The sequence below is a fragment of the Pseudomonas acericola (SeqCode) genome, from assembly GCF_053456465.1.
The window spans coordinates 654446-674882 of record NZ_JBRFJB010000003.1; the positions used below are offsets into that span (position 1 = coordinate 654446).

Sequence of the window (20437 nt, forward strand, 5' to 3'; positions counted from 1 at the left end):
CACATTGGAGCGGGTTCACAAAGCAAAATGTGGGAGTTGTCGAGCTTTAGCGAGGCTACGAAGGCGGCGTCACTGCGGGTGGAGATGTCGCCTGTGCCACCGCTTTCGCAGGCAAGCCAGCTCCCACACAAGCCAAGTTCTATCGTTAATCCTCAGTGTTTTCCGGGTTAGTGTTCCAGCGCATACCGCCGGCAATGGTTGAGATAGCCCTGCTCATGGCTGCCCACCAGTTGCACCACGCTGGTCCACAGCCAGGACGGCGCGTCCAACTGCTTGGAGCGATTCTCCTGTAGCACGGCCATCCAGTCCTTGCGTGCGTCCCGATCCATCTGCCGGGCGTGGGCGATCCCCACTACGCGAGCCAGGTAACCGGCAGCGTGCATCGCGTCAATCTCGCTCAGCTCATCCAGCTCCAGCTTCATGTCCTGGGGCAACAGTTCGCGGATGAAAAAACCGTGGTCCAAAAACCGTGTCGCCACCATGCGCTCACCCAGGCCGGGTGAGAGCTGGCGGGCGCCCTCCACCACGCGCCGGCCGTTGTCGCGGGGCATTTTTGCGCGGGCGGCACGCGGCGCGGCAGCGCCGACGGCCTCCTTTATATCGATCAGGCAATATTCTTCGTCCTCCTTGTCGCCTACCCCCAGCAACACGGCATATCGCAGCAAGCCCAGGGAACTGCAACCCTTGACCCAGTACGCCGAGTCCAGCAACTGCACCTTGGCATCCTTGGGCCGGCCCTTGAGGGACGTGACCAGTTGGTGGATTTCATCCGAGGCACAGACGGTTTCCAGCGCGCTCTTTTCCGCCCGCGACAACGACCAGAAGTGCTTGCCCAGCGGAATGGTCGGCCGCGCGCTGTCGATGCGTTCACGCGCCAGGCTTTTCCACGTACGTTCCACCGCGCTGCGCATGCCGGCCTTGACCTGGGACGGGCGTGGCGGCGTGGCGTCGGGTTTGTCCTTGAACGCCTGGGCGTAGCCCACCATCATTTCTTCGAGCATGCGCGCAGTGGTCACGCCGGGTAAGTCCGAACCTCGGGCGGCGGTGGCCAGGGACAAGGCCAGGCGCACGAGGTCATGGGCCGGGTTGCCGATCACAGCCTGGTCAAGGTCGCGGATATGCATATCGATGCGGCCCTTGTTGTCACCGGTCGGGCCCAGGTTGCCGGCGTGGCAATCGCCGCAGATCCAGATCGCCGGCCCGTGGGGTAAGCGCCGACCGGGCAGGCTGTGCAGCCATTCATAAAACTGCACAGTGCTGCCACGCACGTAGGCGTGGGCAGAACGGGCCATTTTCAAGTTACGCAGTTGCGTGAGGTGGGGTATGCGGTTGGAGGGGCGCGGACTTTTCATGAATGCACTCGGTACGGGGTACGGCAGAGGGTAGCCCGCGATGAATGTTTCATTTTGTTTCTGGAATAAAAAATCAGTGCGGCCCCGCGACCGCCTTCAACCAGCCCTTGAACGCCAGCATCGCCGGGGTTTCGGCCCGCGATTGCAAACGGGTCAGCCAGTAACTGCCGGTGCTGATGCCGATGTCGAAGGGTTGGCGGATGGCATCGCTTTGCAGCTGGCGCGAAAACATCAGCGCCGGCGCCAGGGCTACACCGATGCCTTGCAGGGCCGATTCCATCATCGCCAGGGACGAGTCGAACACAATGCTGCGCGGCACCAACGTGTCAGCGGGTAAGCCGGCAGCCTGGAACCACAGGCTCCACTCATCGGCCCGGTAGGAGCGCAGCAAGGTGTGCTTGAGCAGATCGGCCGGCGTGCGCAGTTGCTCGGCGAGGTGCGGCACACACAGCACAGTCAGCGGCGCTTCCAGCAGTTGGCAGGCGTCGGTGCCGTGCCAGGCGCCGGCACCGAAACGGACCGCGTAATCCAGGCCTTCGGCGGCCACGTCCACACGGTTGTTATGGGTGGACAGGCGCAAGTCGATAAACGGGTAACGCGCGTGAAAGTCGGGCAGGCGCGGCAGCAACCAGCCCACGGCGAAGGTGCCAACCGCGCCCACCGTGAGCACTTCGCGGTAATGCCCGCCTTCGAACTGGCTGAGGGTCTGGGCGATGCGATCAAAGGATTCACGCACCACTGGCAGCAGGGTTTCGCCTTCGCTGGTCAGCATCAAGCCCCGTGGCAGGCGCTTGAACAAGGTGACATTGAGCTGCGCCTCCAGGCTCTTCACTTGGTGGCTGACCGCCGCCTGGGTGACGCACAATTCGATGGCGGCACGGGTAAAGTTCAAATGCCGGGCCGAGGCCTCGAAGGCACGCAGGGCGTTGAGGGGCAGATGGGAACGAAGCATGCTGTAGCCCAAATTTTTCTAATGGCTGCTGCGAAATATGATCGTTTGTCCAACGCCTGCGAACTGCCTACATTGGCGGCGCCCGCGCAGGCGCCACTCAATCGATCACTCTCATGGAAGCGACATCATGCCCCAACACGCCCGGTTTGGAATGCTTAATTTCAGTGCCATTGCCCTGCTTCTCGGCGCGGGCCAATGCCTTGCCGCCACCGACCTGCGCGCCGTGGTGGACGCCAGCGTCAAACCGCTGATGCAACAACAGTCTATTCCGGGCCTTGTCGTCGGCGTCCTGCAGGATGGCAAGATGCAATACTTTAACTACGGCGTCGCCAACCAGGACGGCCGGCAGCCCGTCAGCGAAAACACCCTCTTCGAGATCGGCTCGGTGAGCAAAACCTTAACCGCCACCCTCGCCGGCTACGCCGTCGCGACGGGCCAACTCACGCTCTCGGCACCGGCCAGCCAGTACCTGCCGGCGCTGCGCGACAGCGCGTTCGAGCACATCAGTGTGCTCAACCTCGGCACCTACAGCGCCGGGGGCTTGCCCTTGCAATTCCCGCGCGAGGCCGACAATACCCAGCGCATGATCAGTTACTTCCAGCACTGGACACCGGCCTTCACCCCCGGTACCCACCGCTTGTATTCCAACCCGAGCCTGGGCCTGTTCGGCTACCTGGCGGCACAAAGCTTGAAGCAACCGTTTGACCAGGCAATGGAAAAGACCCTGCTGCCGAAACTGGGCCTCAAGCACACCTTTGTCACCGTGCCCAAAAGCCAGATGAACCTGTACGCCCAAGGCTACGGCAAGGATGGCAAACCCGTGCGCGTCAGCCCCGGCGCCATGGACAGCGAAGCCTACGGCATCAAGAGCAGCGCCTCGGACCTGCTGCAATACGTACAGGCCAACCTGGACCCGACACGCCTGGAAAAACCGTTGCAACAAGCCATCACCACCACCCATACCGGCTACTACACCGTCAACGGCATGACCCAAGGCCTGGGCTGGGAAATGTACCCCTACCCCCTCCCGCTCGATGCGCTGGTCAACGGCAACTCGACGCAAATGACCATGGAACCGCATCCAGTCAAATGGCTCACGCCCGCACAACCACTCCACGCCGACACGCTGGTCAACAAAACCGGTTCTACCAGCGGGTTTGGCGCGTACGTAGCGTACGTGCCAAGCAAGGGGATGGGCGTGGTGATTCTGGCGAACAAGAACTACCCGAACAGGGAGCGGGTGAAGATCGCGCACGCCATCCTGGAGGCCATGCACTGATACCGCCCATTCACAGTCTTTGACAGTTTCCCGACAAAGCCCTCAAAGACTGGCAACCGCCGCAGCCCTAGCATTCGAGCATCCAATTCATCATCCGGGTGCTCTTCATGTTTCGCACACTGCGCAGTATCGCGCTGCTGGGTTGCCTGCTCGGCAGCGTCGGTTGCCAGGGGCAGCCGCCGGCCGCGCCGCGCATCCAAAAGGGTGACTACGGCGCGATTCTGCGGTACCTGCAATCACGCATCCCCCAGGACATGGCCCGGCAGAATGTCGCCGGGCTGTCGATTGCCCTGGTCAACGGCCAGGAGCTGATCTGGGCCCGTGGCTTTGGCCTGGCCGACAAGGCCCACGGTGTGCCGGTAACGCCCAACACCGCATTTCGTGCTGGCGGCATCGCCAAACTGCTCACAGCCACGGCGGCGCTGCAATTGGTCGAGCAGCAGCGCCTGGGGCTGGATGTGCCAATCCAGCAGACCCTGAGCGAATTCCATGTGCGCTCGCGGTTTCATCCAGACCAGGACGCGGCAGACCGCGATATCACCTTGCGCCGCCTGCTGAGCCATCAGTCCGGCCTGCCCAGCGAGCACCTGCGCGACCTCCACAGCACCTTCGCCATGGGCTTGATGCCAATGCGCATGTCTGGCGTATGGCTCAGCAGCCCGCCGGGCTCGCAAGTGGCGTACTCCAACCTCGGCTATGCGCTGGTAGGTGCCGCCATTGAGCGCAGTACCGGCAAAAGCTTTGAAGCCCAATTGCAATACAGCGTGCTCAAGCCCCTGGAGATGAACCAGTCGAGCTTTATCGGCACCGGCGCGGTAACGGGCTACCGCGCCATGGGCTATCAGGATGGCAGCGCCAGCAGCGATGCCCAGGTGCGCGACCTGGCCGCCGGGGGGTTGTGGGCCAGCCCGAAGGACCTCAGTCACTACGTGAACATGCTCTTTGCCCAGGGCCAGTACAAAGGCAAACGACTGCTGAGCGCGCGCTCCATCGACGCCATGTTCACCCAACAAAACACCGGCAACGCCCTCGACTTCGATTGCCAGATGGGCCTGGGCTGGTTCCTCGCCCCTTGCGGCGACGAACCGGTCGGCGCCGGCGTGCGCACTTACCAGCACAGCGGCGGCGGTGATGATTTTGCTGCACAACTGACCTTGCTGCCCGACCAGCAACTGGCGGTGATCATCATGGCCAACGACAGCAACGCCGAAGACCTGGTCGCCCGCCTGGCCATCGACGCCCTGCGCCTGATGCTCCAGGCGCAAACCGGAGAAACAGTGTGTGGCGACGGCTGCGAAGCCCCCAGCCACGGGCTGAAGCTGCGCCATGTACCGGCCGCCATCGATCGCAAGCGCCTGGCCGGTTTCTATGCCACAGCCTGGGGCGTGCTGCGCATCCGCGATGACCGGGATCGCTTGTCCGGCGAACTGGCAGGGTTCGACTTCGAGCTGTTGCGTGACGAACAAGGCTGGTTGCGCGCGCAAAAACGCGTGCTCGGCCTGTGGTTCAAGGACCTCGGCGAGCTGGGCCGCGTGCAATTGGATATGGTCACCGTGCAAGGCCGCCAAATGCTCACCGCCCGCAGCCACGGCCAACGTATCGCAATTGGCGAGCGTATCGATCCGCCGCCCTTGCCCCAGGCATGGGCCGACACCATCGGCACCTATCAAGTCCTCAACACCCATGAACCCGACGCACCGCTGACCGGTATCAGCGTGCGCCTGGAGCAAGGTTTCCTGGTGATTCGCGGCCAACTGCACGACGAGCCGCTCACCGACTACATCCTGCTACCCGTCGACAACGCCCACGCCGTGCTGGCCGGTAACGGCTATGGCCTGGGCGACACCGTAAGCCGCCAGATCAATGGCCTCAGCGCCTCGGGCTACGCCTTCAAACGCACCCATTCGCCTCACCCACCCCTGAACCTTTAATACGGATGAACACCCTGATGCGCTCAAGAAACCTATGCCTGTCCCTGTCCTCGCTGTGCCTGCTTGCCGCAGCCCAGCCCGCCACTGCCGAAGACTGGCAATACAGCCTCAAGGCTGGCGTCGCCAACGCACCCCGCTACAGCGGCAGCGAAGAGCGGATGACCGGGCCACTGCTGGGCGGCAAAATCGTCAGTCCCTGGGGGATTTTCCTCGACTCCGACAAAGGCCTGGGCTGGGGCTACGAAGGCAATGCCTTCAGCTTCAGCACATATGTCGGCGCCAGTGGCTCACGCAAAGATAAAAACGAATCCATGCACGCCGGCTCCAAGCGCCTCAAAGGCATGGGCGAAATCAAGTCACGCGCGCAAGTGGGCGTGAACGCCAGCTACAACCTCGGCGGAGTGATCATCGGCGCGACGCTGGAGCATGCGCTCAAGGACGATGACCACAAAGAGACCGGCAAGGCCTACAACCACCTGGAATTGAGCCTGGGCACCAATCTGTACGAAGGTCGCTACGGTTCCGTTGACGCCAGCCTCAGCAGCCACTTTGGCGACCGCGAATATTTGCAGACCTGGTACGGCGTGACCACCGGCCAGGCGGCAAAGAGCCGGTTCAAGGAATACAAGGCTGGGGCAGGCAATATCAGCAATGGCATGAACCTGGTGTGGAGTGTGCCGATCAGCGAGCACACTCAGTTTTCTACCTTGCTCGATGTGCAGTACCTGGCGGATGAAGCGGGCAAGAGCCCGATTGTGGAGCGACGCTTGCAGACGTCGGTGATGGGCGTGTTGGAATACACGTTCTAACGAGAGCCATGCTGGAAAAAACAATGTGGGAGCGGGCTTGCTGTGGCGAGGGAGCTTGCTCCCGCTCGACAGCGAAGCTGGAGCCCGCTTTTTAGGGGCGCTTCGCACCCCAGCGCAAGCAAGCTTGCTCGCCACAGCAAGCCCGCTCCCACAGTGGATCTTCACACTACTAGAGGGTGTTACTCGGCATACGCCCACGTCATCCGAAACGACGCCCCGCCCCACTCCGAATCCAACACTTCCACCTGCCCGCCATGCCACTGCGAAACCCGCTGCACCAGCGCCAAACCAAGGCCGAAACCGCCGGTACGGCGATCACGGCTGGCGTCCAGGCGCATGAACGGTTGGAAGATCTTCGCCCGCCCCTCCTCGGGCACGCCCGGGCCGTCATCGCACACGCGCACTTCATAACCCTGGCCGAACTTGACCAGCGACACTTCCACACGCCGTTCGGCGTAACGGATGGCGTTGCGCAGCAGGTTGATCACCGCCCGCGCCATAAAGCGTGGTTCGATCTGGATAAAGTCCACTTCGCAGGTCCGCAACGACAACTGCACACCCGCCGCCTCGGCCTCCAGCGCGACGCTGCCGATCACGCTGTCGAGCCAGCTGTGGGCCTCGATGCTTTCCCGGGTGACCTGGGTCGCGCCGCGCTCCAGGCTGGCGTAGGTGAGCAGCTCGGAAACCATTTCTTCCAACTCGCCCAGGTCGGCATACATGTCGGTGATCAGTTCGCCCCGCAAGCGCGGGTCGGCCTGTTGCTTGAGCTGGTCGAGCTCGAACGACAGGCGCGCAATCGGCGTGCGCAACTCATGGGAGACCGCGTTGGTCAGTTCGCGCTGGTTGGCGATCAGGCTCTCGATGCGTTCGGCCATCTGGTTGAAGTGCCCAGCCAGCTCACGCACGGTGGAGCGACGTGGCAGCAGGATGCGCGAGCCCAGATCGTTGTCGCCAAAACGCTGTGCGGCCAGGCGGATATGCTCCAGGTCGCGCCAGTGCGGGCGCACCCAGAAATACAGGACGATGGCCAGGCACAGGCCGAGGAACCCATAGGCCCACAGGTACAACCACTTGGGTTCTTCCGGCAGTTTGATTTCCAGCAGTTGCGAGCCGCCGTCGATGTTGGCGATGAACTCCATAAAGTCGCCACGCACCACCAATTGCCCGGCCGCGAGCAATTGCTGTTCCCGCGAGCTCAGCTTCAGCTCATCACGCGCCACTAATTTAAGATGCAGGCCGTAGTGGCTTTGCAACTCGGCCAGGCGCGCCGCCCGACCCGCCTCCGGCACTGGGCGCAATTGCTCCACCAAGCCATACGCCGGGCCGCGCATGGCTTCGCGGTTATAGGTTTCGTTGGCTTCGGGCAGCAACTCGTCAAAGGTGTAGTTGACCAGCCAGATGGCTCCCGCCAGACCCAGCGCCAGGATCACATACAAGCGCAAAAACAGCCGCAGCATCTAGACCTCCCACGCAAACGGATTGAACAGGTAACCCTTGCCCCAGATGGTCTTGATGCACACCGGCTCACGGGGGTTGTCGTTAAGCTTGCCGCGCAACTTGCTGATGTACACATCGACGCTGCGATTGAGGCCGTCAAAGGCAATGCCGCGCATGCGGTTGAGGATGTCATCGCGGGACAGGATCGTGCCCGAGTGACTGGCCAACAACCACAATAATTCGAACTCCATGGTGGTGAGATCGATCTTCTCCCCACCCAGGCTGACCACCCGGCAAGTGCGATCGATGGCCAATCGCCCGAACTCAAGGGAGCCACGCACCGTTGGCTCAGGCACCTGGCGCCGCTGCAAGGCGCGCAACCGCGCGAGCAATACCGGCGGTTTGATCGGTTTGATCACATAGTCGTCGGCGCCGGACTCCAGGCCCAGGATATGATCCAGGTCGTCCTCTTTAGCGGTAAGGATCACAATGGGTGTGTCAGAGACGTTGCGGATTCCCCGGCACACATGCAGGCCACTCTGGCCCGGCAACATCAGGTCGAGTACGACAATCTTCGGTTTGAAATCCAGGAACGCTGCCAAGGCTTCATCGCCCCGGTGCACCACCCGCACGTCAAAGCCATGCTGCGACAGAAAGTGTGCGATCAGCCCTGCCAGTTTCTCGTCGTCTTCAACGAGCAATACCTTGCCCAGACCCAGGTTTTCCATAAGTTCTCAGTGTGCGACGCGGATTGAAGTGCGGGCATTATAGGTGGCAAGCTGGGCAACTTAAGCAACTGGCCAGCACCGTCCGACCAAGCTTCATGCTTTTAAGACTTTTTAACAAATAGCCCGCAATCTTTAACGCCATTCACAGGGAGTTGTATGCGCAAGGATTACCTGGCGTTTTTTGTCTCGCTGTTCTTGTCGCGGCTGGCGGATCAGGTCCTGCTGTTTATCGTGCCGTTGATTGTCTTCCAGGCCACCGGGAGTGCTTCCTGGGCCGGGCTGGCGTTTTTCGTCGAATCGTTGCCGCGATTTCTCGCGTTTCCGCTGTGCGGGGCGCTGTGTGACAAGTACCCGCCCGTACGCATCCTGCATATCAGCCAGGTCTATCGGGCACTGGCCTGCGTGTTGGCAGTGGCGCTATTCGGCCTGTTCGACGGCATCTACTGGATCGTGCTGCTGTCGGCCGTGTGCGGGGTGTTGACCACCCAAGGCATCATGGCCCGGGAAGTGCTGATGCCGCACATCTTCCAGCAGTACAGCTATGCCAAGACCCTGTCCTATTCACAGATCGCCGACCAAAGCGGCCTGGTGCTCGGGCCGCTGGTGGCGGCGCTGATGCTGGAAGTCTGGGCGTGGCATTGGGTGGTGCTGGGGATTGCCGGGCTGTTTGTGTTGGCGGACGGGGCGATGCGCGTGTGGCAGCGTTCCAGCACGGTAGTCCCGGCCGTTTTCGAGCAGCATCGGGATATCTGGCTGCAGCCGCTGCGGATAGCGTTTGGGCATATCCAAACCCTGAGTGGGCTGAAACGCCTGATTGCGTTGACGATGGGGGTGAACCTGATCATCGGCGTCACGCTGGCCACGTCCGCCGCCATGGTCACCGGCCTCTACGGGGCAGGCAAAGACGCCTACGCCTTGCTGCAAGCAGCCGGTGCACTGGTGACCATCGTCATTCTGTTCTACCTGGCGCGCGCCACCCTGCCCTTGAGGCTCCTCGGTGGGCTTTCCTACGCAATGATTGCCCTGGGCGCACTGATCACGGCGATCAGCCCCAATCTATGGCTTTATTCCCTGGGCTTTTTGCTGGTGATCGGCTTCGACAAGATGTACAGCGTGTACATGCGCAGCGTGCGGCAAAAGGTGATTCCGGTGCAGGACTTCGGCAAGACCGTGGGCGTGATTACCTTGCTCAACAACCTGCCGCAACCGCTGGCGGGCCTGATGATTGCCGTGTTGGCCGCCCCTTTGGGCGTACAAGCGGTGATCCTGCTGCTGGCAGGCATCACCGCATTGATCGGCGTGGCCGTCGCCTCAGGCTGGCACGCCACTGTGAAAGCGGAACTCGACGTCGGGTGACTCGATCAACTCCTGCTCGGCCGCCCGCACCCGCTCGATCACCAGGGGCACGTCTTTTGCGTCGCCATACTGGTAGGCCAACTTGAGGTAGCCCTGGAAGTGGCGCGCCTCGCTTTTCAGCAGGCCGAAGTAGAACTTGCCGAGTTCTTCGTCCAAATGTGGCACCAGCGCTTCGAAACGCTCGCAACTGCGCGCTTCGATAAAGGCGCCGACCACCAGCGTGTCCACCAGTTTGACCGGCTCATGGGTGCGCACGACTTTGCGCAAACCCGAGGCGTAGCGCCCGGCATTCAGTTGGCGCAGTTCGACCTTGCGCTTTTTCATCAGGCGCATGACTTGTTCGTGGTGCACCAGTTCTTCTCGGGCCAGGCGCGACATCATATTGATCAGGTCGACATGGCTGTAGTACTTGGCGATCAGGCTCAGGGCGGTGCTGGCGGCTTTGAATTCGCAATTCTTGTGGTCGATCAGCAGGGTTTCCTGATCGGCCAAGGCAGCCTGGACCCAGGCGTCGGGGGTGCGGCAACCGAGGAATTCGTGGATTTCGGGCAGGTTCATCGGGCTCACGGGCAAAGGATCACAAAAGGGCTCCGATTATACCGACCACGCCGCAGACCACCAGCCACTGGCCTTGATGTGCATCAACATGACGTGCGCCGGGCAGCAACTATAGTTGTTCCATGCCCCCCCTTTTCATGGAGAACCCGAACATGCAAGCCATCCGCAGCATCCTGGTGGTCATCGAGCCCGAACATTCGGAAAGCCTGGCCCTTAAGCGCGCCAAGCTGATTGCCGGGGTCACTGGCGCGCATCTGCATTTGCTGGTGTGCGACAAGAAGCATGAGCATTCGGCGCTGTTGAGCCTGCTCAAGGCCGGCTTGCAGGAGGACGGCTACAGCGTCACCACCGAACAGGCGTGGAATGCCAGCCTGCATGAAACCATCATCGATGTGCAGCAGGCCGAAGGCTGTGGGCTGGTGATCAAGCAACACTTTCCCGACAGCCCGCTGAAAAAAGCGCTGTTGACGCCGGCGGATTGGAAGTTGCTGCGCTATTGCCCGACGGCCGTGCTGCTGGTCAAGACTTCTACGCCGTGGGCTGGCGGGGTGATCCTGGCGGCCATCGATGTGGGCAATACCGACGCTGAGCACCGTGAGCTGCACGCGGAAATCGTCGGCCATGGCTTCGACATCGCCAGCCTGGCCAAGGCCCAGCTGCACGTGATCAGCGCCCACCCCTCGCCCATGCTGTCGGCGGCGGACCCGACATTCCAGCTCAAAGAAACCATCGAAGCGCGCTATCGGGAACAGTGCCGGGCCTTCCAGGCCGAGTTTGATATCGACAACACAAGGCTGCACATCGAGGAAGGACCCGCCGACGTGCTGATTCCCTTTGCGGCGCATAAGCATCATGCCGCCGTCACCATCATCGGCACGGTGGCGCGTACCGGCATTTCCGGCGCGTTGATCGGCAATACGGCGGAAGTTGTGCTGGACCAGTTGGAAAGTGATGTGTTGGTGCTCAAGCCAGCGAGCCTTATGGATCACCTGGAAGAGCTGGCGGCCAAGTCCTAAGGGCGACGAGGATCAAAATGTGGGAGCGGGCTTGCCCGCGATAGCGGTGGATCAGTTGGCAAATGTTCGACTGAGACACCGTAATCGCGGGCAAGCCCGCTCCCACAGGGGAACTGTGGCGTCAGTTGGAAAACACATCCCTGAGGAACCCCGGGGCGATATAGCGCTGGTAGTGCGCCTCGGACAGGATAAAAAACTCCCGATCAATTGCATCGCGCAAATCAGGCAAGGCCCAGTCGCGAAATTCCGGTAACAGCACCATGCCATAGGCCTCCAGATTGGAGATCACCCGCGCGCCCCGCGCAATCAACTGGTACGCCCAGCAATACTCCGACTGGTGCGGCACGAAGCGAATCTTGCGCTGCTCCAGCTGCCCGCGCAGGGTCTTGGGGTCGAAAACCTCCACTTTACCGGCCATCACCTGCACCAGCAGTTGCTCCAGGCGCAGCCAGACCGCACGTTTTTCTTCTTCGTTATAGCCGTTCCACTGGATCACTTCGTGGTGGAAACGCTTGCAGCCACGGCACACGAGATCGCCGTAGACCGTGGAGCACAGGCCTACGCAGGGGGTCTTGATGGTTTGGTTGGACATGGGCAACAACACGCAAATCAGCGAAACAATGCGCCATGTTAGCCCTTTGTCTAACCTTGATCACCCTGCAAACTTGGTTAGGCAACTTACCTTTAGAAATTTTTTGCCGTAGAATCATCCGGCCTTGTAAGGCGCCAATAATCCGCTGGAAGCTGTTTTCAAAGCGTCACGAGCACAGTCGTTCCTTCAGAACGGTGTTGGCGATGGTCAATGACTCGGTAGGTCAATGCCCTCGCCAACCCTCATCAGCCCCGTTCTGCAGGCGTAAAACTTTGAAAGCAGCTTCTGTGAGGAATGCCGGCAGCGCTGGCTTTGCGGCCCAAAAAGCCCCCGAGCGCATGCGTGCCGTTCATTTCTGGATGAGCGTCCCGTGGGACCACTGATGAGGGTAATAACTGTGCTTGAAGCCTACCGCAAACATATCGAAGAGCGTGCAGCCCTGGGTATTGTTCCCCAGCCGCTTAACGCCGAACAAACCGCAGGCCTGGTCGAGCTGCTGAAAAATCCTCCGGCTGGCGAAGAAGAATTCCTCGTTGACCTGATCACCAACCGCATTCCACCTGGTGTTGACGAAGCTGCCTACGTCAAGGCCGGTTTCCTGTCTGCCCTGGCCAAGGGCGAAGCCACTTCCCCCCTGATCAGCAAGAAACGCGCTGTTGAACTGCTTGGCACCATGCAAGGCGGCTACAACATCGTGACCCTGGTCGAGCTGCTGGACGATGCCGAGCTGGCACCTGTCGCCGCCGCCCAACTCAAGCACACCCTGCTGATGTTCGATGCGTTCCACGACGTGGCCGAGAAAGCCAAGAACGGCAACGAACACGCCAAAGCCGTGATTCAGTCCTGGGCTGACGGCGAGTGGTTCAGCAACCGCCCTACCCTGGCCGACAAGATCAGCCTGCGCGTATTCAAGGTTACCGGCGAAACCAACACCGACGACCTGTCCCCTGCTCCAGATGCCTGGTCCCGTCCTGACATCCCGCTGCACGCCCTGGCCATGCTGAAAATGGCTCGCGACGGCATCGTGCCGGACGAGCAAGGCAAGACCGGCCCGATGAAGCAGATCGAAGAGATGCGCGGCCAAGGCTTCCCGATCGCCTACGTCGGTGACGTGGTCGGTACCGGTTCGTCGCGTAAATCGGCGACCAACTCCGTACTGTGGTTCTTCGGCGACGACGTCCCTTACGTACCGAACAAGCGCGCTGGCGGCTTCTGCTTCGGCACCAAGATCGCTCCAATCTTCTACAACACCATGGAAGATGCCGGCGCACTGCCAATCGAATTCGACGTTTCCGACATGCACATGGGCGACGTGATCGACCTGTACCCGCATGCTGGCAAGGTCTGCAAGCACGGCACCGACGAAGTCATCACCACCTTCGAAATGAAGACCCCGGTGCTGTTGGACGAAGTTCGCGCTGGCGGTCGTATCCCGCTGATCATCGGTCGCGGCCTGACCGACAAGGCACGTGCCGAGCTGGGCCTGGGCCCTACCGACCTGTTCAAGCTGCCTGAAGCGCCTGTCGACACCGGCAAAGGCTTCACCCTGGCACAGAAAATGGTCGGCAAGGCGTGCGGCCTGCCAGAAGGCAAAGGCGTTCGTCCTGGCACCTACTGCGAGCCGAAGATGACCACCGTGGGTTCCCAGGACACCACCGGTCCAATGACCCGTGATGAACTGAAAGACCTGGCGTGCCTGGGCTTCTCGACCGATCTGGTGATGCAGTCCTTCTGCCACACCGCGGCCTATCCAAAGCCGATCGACGTGACCACCCACCACACCCTGCCTGACTTCATCATGACCCGTGGCGGTGTATCGCTGCGTCCAGGCGACGGCATCATCCACAGCTGGCTGAACCGCATGCTGCTGCCGGACACCGTCGGTACCGGTGGTGACTCCCACACCCGTTTCCCGATGGGCATCTCGTTCCCGGCCGGTTCTGGCCTGGTCGCGTTCGCCGCAGCCACTGGCGTAATGCCACTGGACATGCCGGAATCGATCCTGGTGCGCTTCAAAGGCAAAATGAAACCTGGCATCACCCTGCGTGACCTGGTTCATGCCATTCCTTACTACGCGATCCAATCGGGTCTGCTGACTGTAGAGAAGAAAGGCAAGAAGAACGCCTTCTCCGGCCGCATCCTGGAAATCGAAGGCCTGAACGACCTGACGCTGGAACAAGCTTTCGAGCTGTCCGACGCCTCGGCTGAACGTTCGGCTGCCGGTTGCACCATCAAACTGTCGAAAGAATCCGTTACCGAGTACCTGAACTCCAACATCACCCTGCTGCGCTGGATGATCGGTGAAGGCTACGGTGACCCGCGTACCCTGGAACGTCGCGCCCAAGCGATGGAAGCCTGGGTTGCCAACCCTGAGCTGATGGAAGCCGATGCCGACGCGGAATACGCCGAAATCATCGAGATCGACCTGTCGGAAATCAACGAGCCTATCCTCTGCGCGCCAAACGACCCGGACGATGCCCGTCTGCTGTCGAGCGTTGCCGGCGAGAAGATCGACGAAGTGTTCATCGGTTCGTGCATGACCAACATCGGTCACTTCCGCGCTGCCGGTAAACTGCTGGAACAGGTCAAGGGTCAGCTGCCAACCCGTCTGTGGCTGTCGCCGCCGACCAAGATGGACGCTCACCAACTGACCGAAGAAGGCTACTACGGCATCTACGGCAAGGCTGGCGCGCGCATGGAAATGCCGGGCTGCTCGCTGTGCATGGGTAACCAGGCACGTGTTGAGCCGAATTCGACCGTTGTGTCGACGTCGACCCGTAACTTCCCGAACCGTCTGGGTGACGGCGCGAACGTCTACCTGGCTTCGGCTGAGCTGGCGGCAGTCGCTTCCACCCTGGGTCGCCTGCCGACCGTCGAAGAGTACATGGGTTACGCAGCGAAACTGGACACCATGGCCAGCGACGTTTACCGCTACCTGAACTTCGACCAGATCGCCGAGTTCCGTAAAATCGCAGCAAGCGCCAACATCCCGGTGATTCAAGCCTAAGATGTTGATGTAATAAAAACGCCGCGTATCCCACGATACGCGGCGTTTTTTTATGCCTGGGATTTGGCCAGTTGCACCGCGCCATCCACACTCAAGCCGCTGAGCAGCACCTGCGGTGGCAACGCCTCCGGCAAACCCTGCAACACTTCACGGGCAGCATGCCGGACACGGGCCAGCACCAGGCGCTTGCCCTCCACGCGCACCTGCACAAAAAACGCCGCCAGTGCTTCGATACTGGTGCCGTCGAGGTCGGGCGACTCTTCCAGGCTCAGCACCACCACCTCCACCGACGATTGCCGCATCAGGCGCAACGCCGCGCCGAGGATGCGCTCGGCATTCGCAAAAAACAGCGCTTCGCTGGGCCGCACAATCAACACGCCCGGCACAGGCGACGCATCGGCATGGTGCTGCTGGTCGACAAAGTCATGGCTGTCGCCCAGGCGCCCCAGCACCTGGATATCAGCCGATGACATCTGGCGCAGCATCAACACCACACTGATCGCCACCGCCAGCAACAAGCCATCCAGCACGCCAAGCACCAGCACCGCCGCGACGGCGCAGATCACCAGCAGGCGGTCACGCCGCCAAATAAAGTAGCGCCCCAAGGGTTGCAGGCTCAAGCCGCGACCCAACGCGTAGATGACAATAGCCGCGAGCACCGGCTCGGGCGTCAGCGCCACATAGGGCAGCACCGTCAGCACAATCAGCAACACCACCAACGCCGCGACGATACCGGCCAGCCGCGAACCGGCGCCGGCGGCTTCATTGGCCGAGGTCGCTGAATATCCAGCACCCGCTGGCATACCATGAAACAAGCCGGACACCAGATTGGCCGCCCCCAGCGCCAGCAAGTCGCGATTGGAGGACACACGGTCGCCGTGTTTAAGCGCGAATGAGCTGATGGAGCCATAGGACTCCGCATACAGGATCATCACCAAGGCAAACGCCAATTCACCCAGGCGCAGCCAGTCGGCGAACGGCAGCACCGGCAAATGCCCCAGTTCAAGGCGCAAATCGATCATGCCGATCAATCCGACGCCATGGGCCTCAAGGTTCAGGTACTGCCCAGCAAGAATCCCCAGCACCACCACCAGCAACCCACCCGGCAGGCGGGGGATGCGCGCGCACAGCCACAGCACGCCCAAGGCCACCGCCGCCACCAGCGCCGCCGGCCAATTCCAGCTCGGCCACTGCTCCAGCAATTGCGGGAGGAAGCGGATCAGGTTGTTGTCGCTCAGGTGTACGCCCACCACGGCGGCCAACTGCTTGAGGATAATGGTCAGCGCCAGGCCGAAGGCAAAGCCGCGCAACACCGGCTTGGCAATAAACGACGTGACGCCACCGAGCTTGAACAGCCCGGCCAGCAGGAAGAACACCCCGGTTACCAGCACCAGCCCGAACGCCAGAGACAGGCGCAACGCCGGGTCATCACCAGCCAGGCTGGCGGTCGCAGCGGCCAACACCGCCGCCGACGACGACGTGGCCGAAACAATCGCAAAGCGGCTGGTGCCCAACAGGCCGTAGCACAACAACCCGGCAAACAAGGCAATCACCCCGGCCTGGGGTGGCAGCGCGGCAATGCTGGAATAGGCCACCGCTTCAGGCAGCAACAGACCGGCGATGGAGAGCCCGGCGAGCAGGTCGTGGATGCGGGTAGACGACGCGACAATGGCGGGAGGGTTTTGAGTATTCAATCGGGCCAACCTTCGGGGTTTCCAGGGCAGAAACCCATAAGCCGACAAGCTTAGCCCTCATTGCCGGGTCACGGGTTGATCCCTGTCCACAAAACTTGCAGCGCCACAAAACAACTGTGGGAGCTGGCTTGCCTGCGATGGCGGTGTATCAGTCACCCATACAGTGACTGAACTACCGCTATCGCAGGCAAGCCAGCTCCCACAGTTTAGAACTGTACCGTCTTAGCGACGGTACTCAGGCTCAAGGAATCAGCGAATACACCACCGCCGTAATCGCTACCAGGCCGACCGCCGTAACAAACACATTGGACGCCTGCCCACGGTACTTGGCCATGGCCGGCACCTTGCGGATCGCGTACATCGGCATCAGGAACAGGATGGACGCAATCACCGGGCCGCCCAAGGATTCGATCATGCCAAGGATGCTTGGGTTAAGCGTGGCGACAATCCAGCACACCACCAGCATGAACGCGGCGGTCATGCGGTCCAGGGTCTTCGGTGCCGGGCGGCGACCGGTCTTGGCCACCAGGCCCTTAAGGCCTTCGCTGGCGCCGATGTAGTGGCCCAGGAACGACTTGGCAATCGCCACGAACGCGATCAACGGCGCGGCAAAGGCGATGGTCGGGTTGTCGAAGTGGTTGGCCAGGTACGACAGGATCGACAGGTTCTGCGCTTTCGCCTCGGCCAGTTGCGCCGGCGACAGGGTCAGCACGCAGCTGAACACGAAGAACAGCACCATCACCACCATCAACAGGTGCGCGCGGGACAGGATCTGCGAGCTGCGCTCATCGGCATGCACGCCGTACTGGCGCTTCTGGTCCACCGCGAAGGCCGAGATGATCGGCGAGTGGTTGAACGAGAACACCATCACCGGAATCGCCAGCCAAAGGGTGCTGAGCAGCGCCGAAGGCTCCGGCACCACGCTGGCGGTGCTGAGGATGCCACCGGTCCAATGCGGGATCAGGTACACCGCAAGGAACAGCAAGGCGACGATAAACGGATACACCATCAGGCTCATGGCCTTGACGATCACTTGCTCACCGCAACGCACGACGGCCAGCAGGCCGAGAATCAGCACAAAGGCCAGGATCGCCCGTGGCGGCGGCATGATGTGCAGTTGGTGTTCCATGAAGCTGCCGACGGTGTTGGTCAGGGCGACGCTGTAGATCAGCAGGATCGGGAAGATCGCCAGGAAGTACAACAAGGTGATCATTGCGCCAGCGGTGATGCCGAAATGCTCTTCGACCACGTCGGTGATGTCGGAGCCTTCACGACCGGACAGGACGAAGCGGGTCAGGCCACGGTGCGCGAAGAACGTCATCGGGAATGCCAGCAGCGCCAGGATCAACAGCGGCCAGAAACCGCCCAAGCCAGCGTTGATGGGCAGGAACAAGGTGCCGGCGCCAATGGCCGTGCCGAACAGGCCAAGCATCCAGGTGGTGTCCTGGCGGCTCCAGCTTGTGAGGGTTGCAGGTGTCGATGCATAGCGTTCGTCAACGCTATTGGCCTGATCATTCATCCGGTCGGATCTCCGCATTTACACGGCCGGGACGAGTCAGAAAAACCTGACAGGCAGCGCCCCGACCATAGAAGGGGCGCGATTGTCCGGGATTCTTGTGAATAAGCAAAGACTTAGCTGAGGAACGGTGGCGTGGTACATCGACACGCCGCACCTATGGCGGACACATTTGTTGACAACCTGACGTCGATCTCAGCATGATCGGGCCATGAACCTTATTCAGCTGCACCTCACCCGTACCACCACCACGACCGCTATCGGCGGGTCGCGCGGTGGCTGTGGGTGGTCAAGCTAAACACCTCACAGATTCAACCCAAGGCCCCGCCAGCAATGGACGGGGCCTTTTTATTGCTCCGCCCAGCTGGCAATCACAAGGAGCAACACCATGGCTGACGCCCTGCTGATCATCGACATGCAAACCGGCCTCTACGATGGCCCGGAGAAGCCTTTTGAGCGCGAACGCGTACTCGCCACCATCAACCAACTGATTCAACGCGCCCGCAACGCCAACGCGCCGATCTTCGTCGCCCGCCACACCGGCCCGCAGGGTTCGCCCATCGCTGAGGGCAGCCCGCTCTGGCAGCTGTGGCACGGCCTGGACGTGGATGAAGCCCGCGACCACCTGTTCAATAAAACCCGGCCGAGCTGTTTTCTGGGGACTGACCTGGCTCAGCAACTGAATGCGGCGCAGGTCAATGAGTTGGTGATTGTGGGTATGAAAACCCAGTTCTGCATCGACACGACTTGCCGCGTGGCCGTTGAGCTGGGGTTTTCGGTGGTGCTGCCCGAAGATGGCCATACTTGCATGGACACTCCAACGCTCGACGCAAAGGCGATCATCGAGCATCACAATGCGACGTTGGCGGGGGCGTTTGTGAAGCGGGTTAGCGCGGCTGAAATCAGCTTCTGACAATGCAGCTCCTGTAAAACAGAAACCATTGTGGCGAGGGAGCTTGCTCCCGCTGGACTGCACAGCAGTCCCCGGCTCTTCAGGGGGCGCTTCGCACCCCAGCGCAAGCAAGCTTGCTCGCCACAATCGACTCGCTTCAGCAGTGAAAAATTTTCTGAGCCGATAAGCCGACCCGTCTTACAAATCCCGCATACTCCCCCCTCAAACCCTTCAGGAAGAGCCTCCCGATGTCCATCACTGTTCTGGTTCTGGTTGAAACCATCAATGAATACCTGCAAATCATCGAGAGCAATGACTTTCATGTGATTCTGGCGCCAACGCCCGCCGAGCGCGCCCAGGCGATCCAGACCCACGGCGGCCAGATCAAAGCGGTGCTGACCCGTGGCCCCCTGGGTTTGTACGCGGAAGAGATCGCCGCCCTGCCCCTGCTGGAGATCATCTGCGTGATCGGCGCCGGCTACGAACATGTGGACCTGCAAGCCGCAAGCAATCGCGGGATCGTCGTCACCAACGGCGCCGGTGTCAACGCACCTTCGGTCGCCGACCACGCCATGGCACTGCTGCTGTCGCTGGTGCGCGGCATTCCCCAGACCGACGCCGCCGTACGGCGCAACGAATGGCCCAAGGTCATGCGCCCGTCCCTGGGCGGCAAGCAGTTGGGCATTCTCGGGCTGGGTGCCGTAGGCCTGGAGATCGCCAAACGTGCGGCGCTGGGTTTCGGCATGGAGATCAGCTACCACAACCGCCAGCCCCGCGATGACGTGGACTACACCTACTGCGCAACAGCCGTGGAGCTAGCGCGCACCTCGGACTTCCTGATCCTGGCCACGCCCGGCGGTGCAAGCACCCGCCACTTGATCGATCGCCACGCCCTCGATGCCCTGGGGCCCAATGGCTTCCTGGTCAACATCGGACGCGGCAGCGTGGTCGTCACCGCGGACCTGGTGACAGCCCTTGAACAGCGCCGCATCGGCGGCGCAGCCCTAGACGTATTCGACGACGAGCCCCAGGTGCCCGACGCCCTCAAGCGCCTGAGCAACACCGTGCTCACTTCCCATGTCGCCGGCCTGTCGCCGGAAGCCGCCCACGACACCGTGCAGCGCGTGGCCGACAACTTGCTGGAGTACTTCGCCGGTCGCCCGGTACTCACGCCCGTCGCGTTGCCCCCGCCCGTAAAATGACCGATCAGGCACGCTGATCATCATCCAACACGCTAACCTATTAAGCCGCCCCGACCTTGTCGCTGGGCGGTGGTGCGCATTAGATTAGGAAATAGTCCGAGGCCTTTAGAATAAGC

General features: G+C 61.4%; 16 protein-coding genes. 8 read left to right on the plus strand and 8 right to left on the minus strand.

The genetic code is table 11. The features are described from left to right. Positions 1 to 167: 167 nt before the first annotated feature. Positions 168 to 1352, minus strand: a complete 1185-nt coding sequence (locus ACU688_RS15090) for a DUF2252 family protein (protein WP_448185387.1) — start codon at positions 1350 to 1352, stop codon at positions 168 to 170. A gap of 73 nt (positions 1353 to 1425) precedes the next feature. Then, positions 1426 to 2304, minus strand: coding sequence for a LysR family transcriptional regulator (locus ACU688_RS15095; RefSeq protein WP_448185388.1), 879 nt, complete (start codon positions 2302 to 2304; stop codon positions 1426 to 1428). Positions 2305 to 2431: 127 nt separating this feature from the next. Here ACU688_RS15095 and ampC point away from each other — a divergent pair, with 127 nt between their 5' ends. The 3 genes from ampC (at position 2432) to ACU688_RS15110 (ending at position 6323) form a co-directional block, all read left to right on the plus strand. Further along, complete coding sequence (ampC, locus tag ACU688_RS15100; RefSeq protein WP_448185389.1) at positions 2432 to 3583, plus strand: class C beta-lactamase; 1152 nt, start codon at positions 2432 to 2434, stop codon at positions 3581 to 3583. 107 nt (positions 3584 to 3690) lie between these two features. Beyond that, on the plus strand, positions 3691 to 5514 hold the full coding sequence (locus ACU688_RS15105) for a serine hydrolase domain-containing protein (RefSeq protein ID WP_448185390.1): 1824 nt from the start codon (positions 3691 to 3693) through the stop codon (positions 5512 to 5514). A 17-nt stretch (positions 5515 to 5531) separates the two neighbouring features. Beyond that, entirely contained in the window at positions 5532 to 6323 is a 792-nt protein-coding gene (locus ACU688_RS15110; RefSeq protein ID WP_448185391.1) for a MipA/OmpV family protein, read from the plus strand. A gap of 179 nt (positions 6324 to 6502) precedes the next feature. Here ACU688_RS15110 and ACU688_RS15115 read toward each other — a convergent pair whose 3' ends face one another. Both ACU688_RS15115 and ACU688_RS15120 read right to left on the minus strand, forming a co-directional pair. After that, positions 6503 to 7780: an ATP-binding protein gene (locus ACU688_RS15115; RefSeq protein ID WP_448185392.1), complete on the minus strand. Its 1278-nt coding sequence runs from the start codon at positions 7778 to 7780 to the stop codon at positions 6503 to 6505. Next, positions 7781 to 8488, minus strand: coding sequence for a winged helix-turn-helix domain-containing protein (locus ACU688_RS15120; protein WP_448185393.1), 708 nt, complete (start codon positions 8486 to 8488; stop codon positions 7781 to 7783). It abuts the gene before it with no gap. Between the two features lie 156 nt (positions 8489 to 8644). Here ACU688_RS15120 and ACU688_RS15125 point away from each other — a divergent pair, with 156 nt between their 5' ends. Beyond that, on the plus strand, positions 8645 to 9844 hold the full coding sequence (locus ACU688_RS15125) for an MFS transporter (protein WP_448185394.1): 1200 nt from the start codon (positions 8645 to 8647) through the stop codon (positions 9842 to 9844). Here ACU688_RS15125 and ACU688_RS15130 read toward each other — a convergent pair. Beyond that, on the minus strand, positions 9800 to 10402 hold the full coding sequence (locus tag ACU688_RS15130; protein WP_257783770.1) for a MiaE family protein: 603 nt from the start codon (positions 10400 to 10402) through the stop codon (positions 9800 to 9802). The two genes, ACU688_RS15125 and ACU688_RS15130, sit on opposite strands and share 45 nt — an antisense overlap. A gap of 152 nt (positions 10403 to 10554) precedes the next feature. On the opposite strand from ACU688_RS15130, the gene ACU688_RS15135 reads away from it, so the two are divergent. Further along, positions 10555 to 11418: a universal stress protein gene (locus ACU688_RS15135; protein WP_448185395.1), complete on the plus strand. Its 864-nt coding sequence runs from the start codon at positions 10555 to 10557 to the stop codon at positions 11416 to 11418. Positions 11419 to 11539: 121 nt separating this feature from the next. On the opposite strand, the gene ACU688_RS15140 is transcribed toward ACU688_RS15135, so the two are convergent. After that, complete coding sequence (locus ACU688_RS15140) at positions 11540 to 12010, minus strand: DUF1289 domain-containing protein (RefSeq protein WP_448185396.1); 471 nt, start codon at positions 12008 to 12010, stop codon at positions 11540 to 11542. 397 nt (positions 12011 to 12407) lie between these two features. On the opposite strand from ACU688_RS15140, the gene acnB reads away from it, so the two are divergent. Then, entirely contained in the window at positions 12408 to 15017 is a 2610-nt protein-coding gene (acnB, locus tag ACU688_RS15145) for a bifunctional aconitate hydratase 2/2-methylisocitrate dehydratase (RefSeq protein ID WP_448185592.1), read from the plus strand. A gap of 50 nt (positions 15018 to 15067) precedes the next feature. Here the strand turns inward: acnB and ACU688_RS15150 are convergent, their stop codons facing one another. Together ACU688_RS15150 and ACU688_RS15155 are read right to left on the minus strand one after the other, a co-directional pair. Next, complete coding sequence (locus tag ACU688_RS15150) at positions 15068 to 16711, minus strand: SulP family inorganic anion transporter (protein ID WP_448185397.1); 1644 nt, start codon at positions 16709 to 16711, stop codon at positions 15068 to 15070. A gap of 241 nt (positions 16712 to 16952) precedes the next feature. Beyond that, positions 16953 to 18230: a serine/threonine transporter gene (locus ACU688_RS15155; RefSeq protein WP_448185398.1), complete on the minus strand. Its 1278-nt coding sequence runs from the start codon at positions 18228 to 18230 to the stop codon at positions 16953 to 16955. 385 nt (positions 18231 to 18615) lie between these two features. Here ACU688_RS15155 and ACU688_RS15160 point away from each other — a divergent pair, with 385 nt between their 5' ends. Then, positions 18616 to 19140: a cysteine hydrolase family protein gene (locus ACU688_RS15160; RefSeq protein ID WP_448185399.1), complete on the plus strand. Its 525-nt coding sequence runs from the start codon at positions 18616 to 18618 to the stop codon at positions 19138 to 19140. Between the two features lie 227 nt (positions 19141 to 19367). Further along, a complete protein-coding gene (locus tag ACU688_RS15165; RefSeq protein WP_448185400.1) occupies positions 19368 to 20321 on the plus strand; it encodes a 2-hydroxyacid dehydrogenase in 954 nt (317 codons plus the stop codon). Positions 20322 to 20437 lie beyond the last annotated feature (116 nt).

Coding starts and splice junctions, on each gene's coding strand:
- ACU688_RS15090 (WP_448185387.1), bottom strand. CDS start 1,352: ATGAAAAGTCCGCGCCCCTCCAACCGCATACCCCACCTCACGCAACTG.
- ACU688_RS15095 (WP_448185388.1), bottom strand. CDS start 2,304: ATGCTTCGTTCCCATCTGCCCCTCAACGCCCTGCGTGCCTTCGAGGCC.
- ampC (WP_448185389.1), top strand. CDS start 2,432: ATGCCCCAACACGCCCGGTTTGGAATGCTTAATTTCAGTGCCATTGCC.
- ACU688_RS15105 (WP_448185390.1), top strand. CDS start 3,691: ATGTTTCGCACACTGCGCAGTATCGCGCTGCTGGGTTGCCTGCTCGGC.
- ACU688_RS15110 (WP_448185391.1), top strand. CDS start 5,532: ATGCGCTCAAGAAACCTATGCCTGTCCCTGTCCTCGCTGTGCCTGCTT.
- ACU688_RS15115 (WP_448185392.1), bottom strand. CDS start 7,780: ATGCTGCGGCTGTTTTTGCGCTTGTATGTGATCCTGGCGCTGGGTCTG.
- ACU688_RS15120 (WP_448185393.1), bottom strand. CDS start 8,488: ATGGAAAACCTGGGTCTGGGCAAGGTATTGCTCGTTGAAGACGACGAG.
- ACU688_RS15125 (WP_448185394.1), top strand. CDS start 8,645: ATGCGCAAGGATTACCTGGCGTTTTTTGTCTCGCTGTTCTTGTCGCGG.
- ACU688_RS15130 (WP_257783770.1), bottom strand. CDS start 10,402: ATGAACCTGCCCGAAATCCACGAATTCCTCGGTTGCCGCACCCCCGAC.
- ACU688_RS15135 (WP_448185395.1), top strand. CDS start 10,555: ATGCAAGCCATCCGCAGCATCCTGGTGGTCATCGAGCCCGAACATTCG.
- ACU688_RS15140 (WP_448185396.1), bottom strand. CDS start 12,010: ATGTCCAACCAAACCATCAAGACCCCCTGCGTAGGCCTGTGCTCCACG.
- ACU688_RS15155 (WP_448185398.1), bottom strand. CDS start 18,230: ATGAATGATCAGGCCAATAGCGTTGACGAACGCTATGCATCGACACCT.
- ACU688_RS15160 (WP_448185399.1), top strand. CDS start 18,616: ATGGCTGACGCCCTGCTGATCATCGACATGCAAACCGGCCTCTACGAT.
- ACU688_RS15165 (WP_448185400.1), top strand. CDS start 19,368: ATGTCCATCACTGTTCTGGTTCTGGTTGAAACCATCAATGAATACCTG.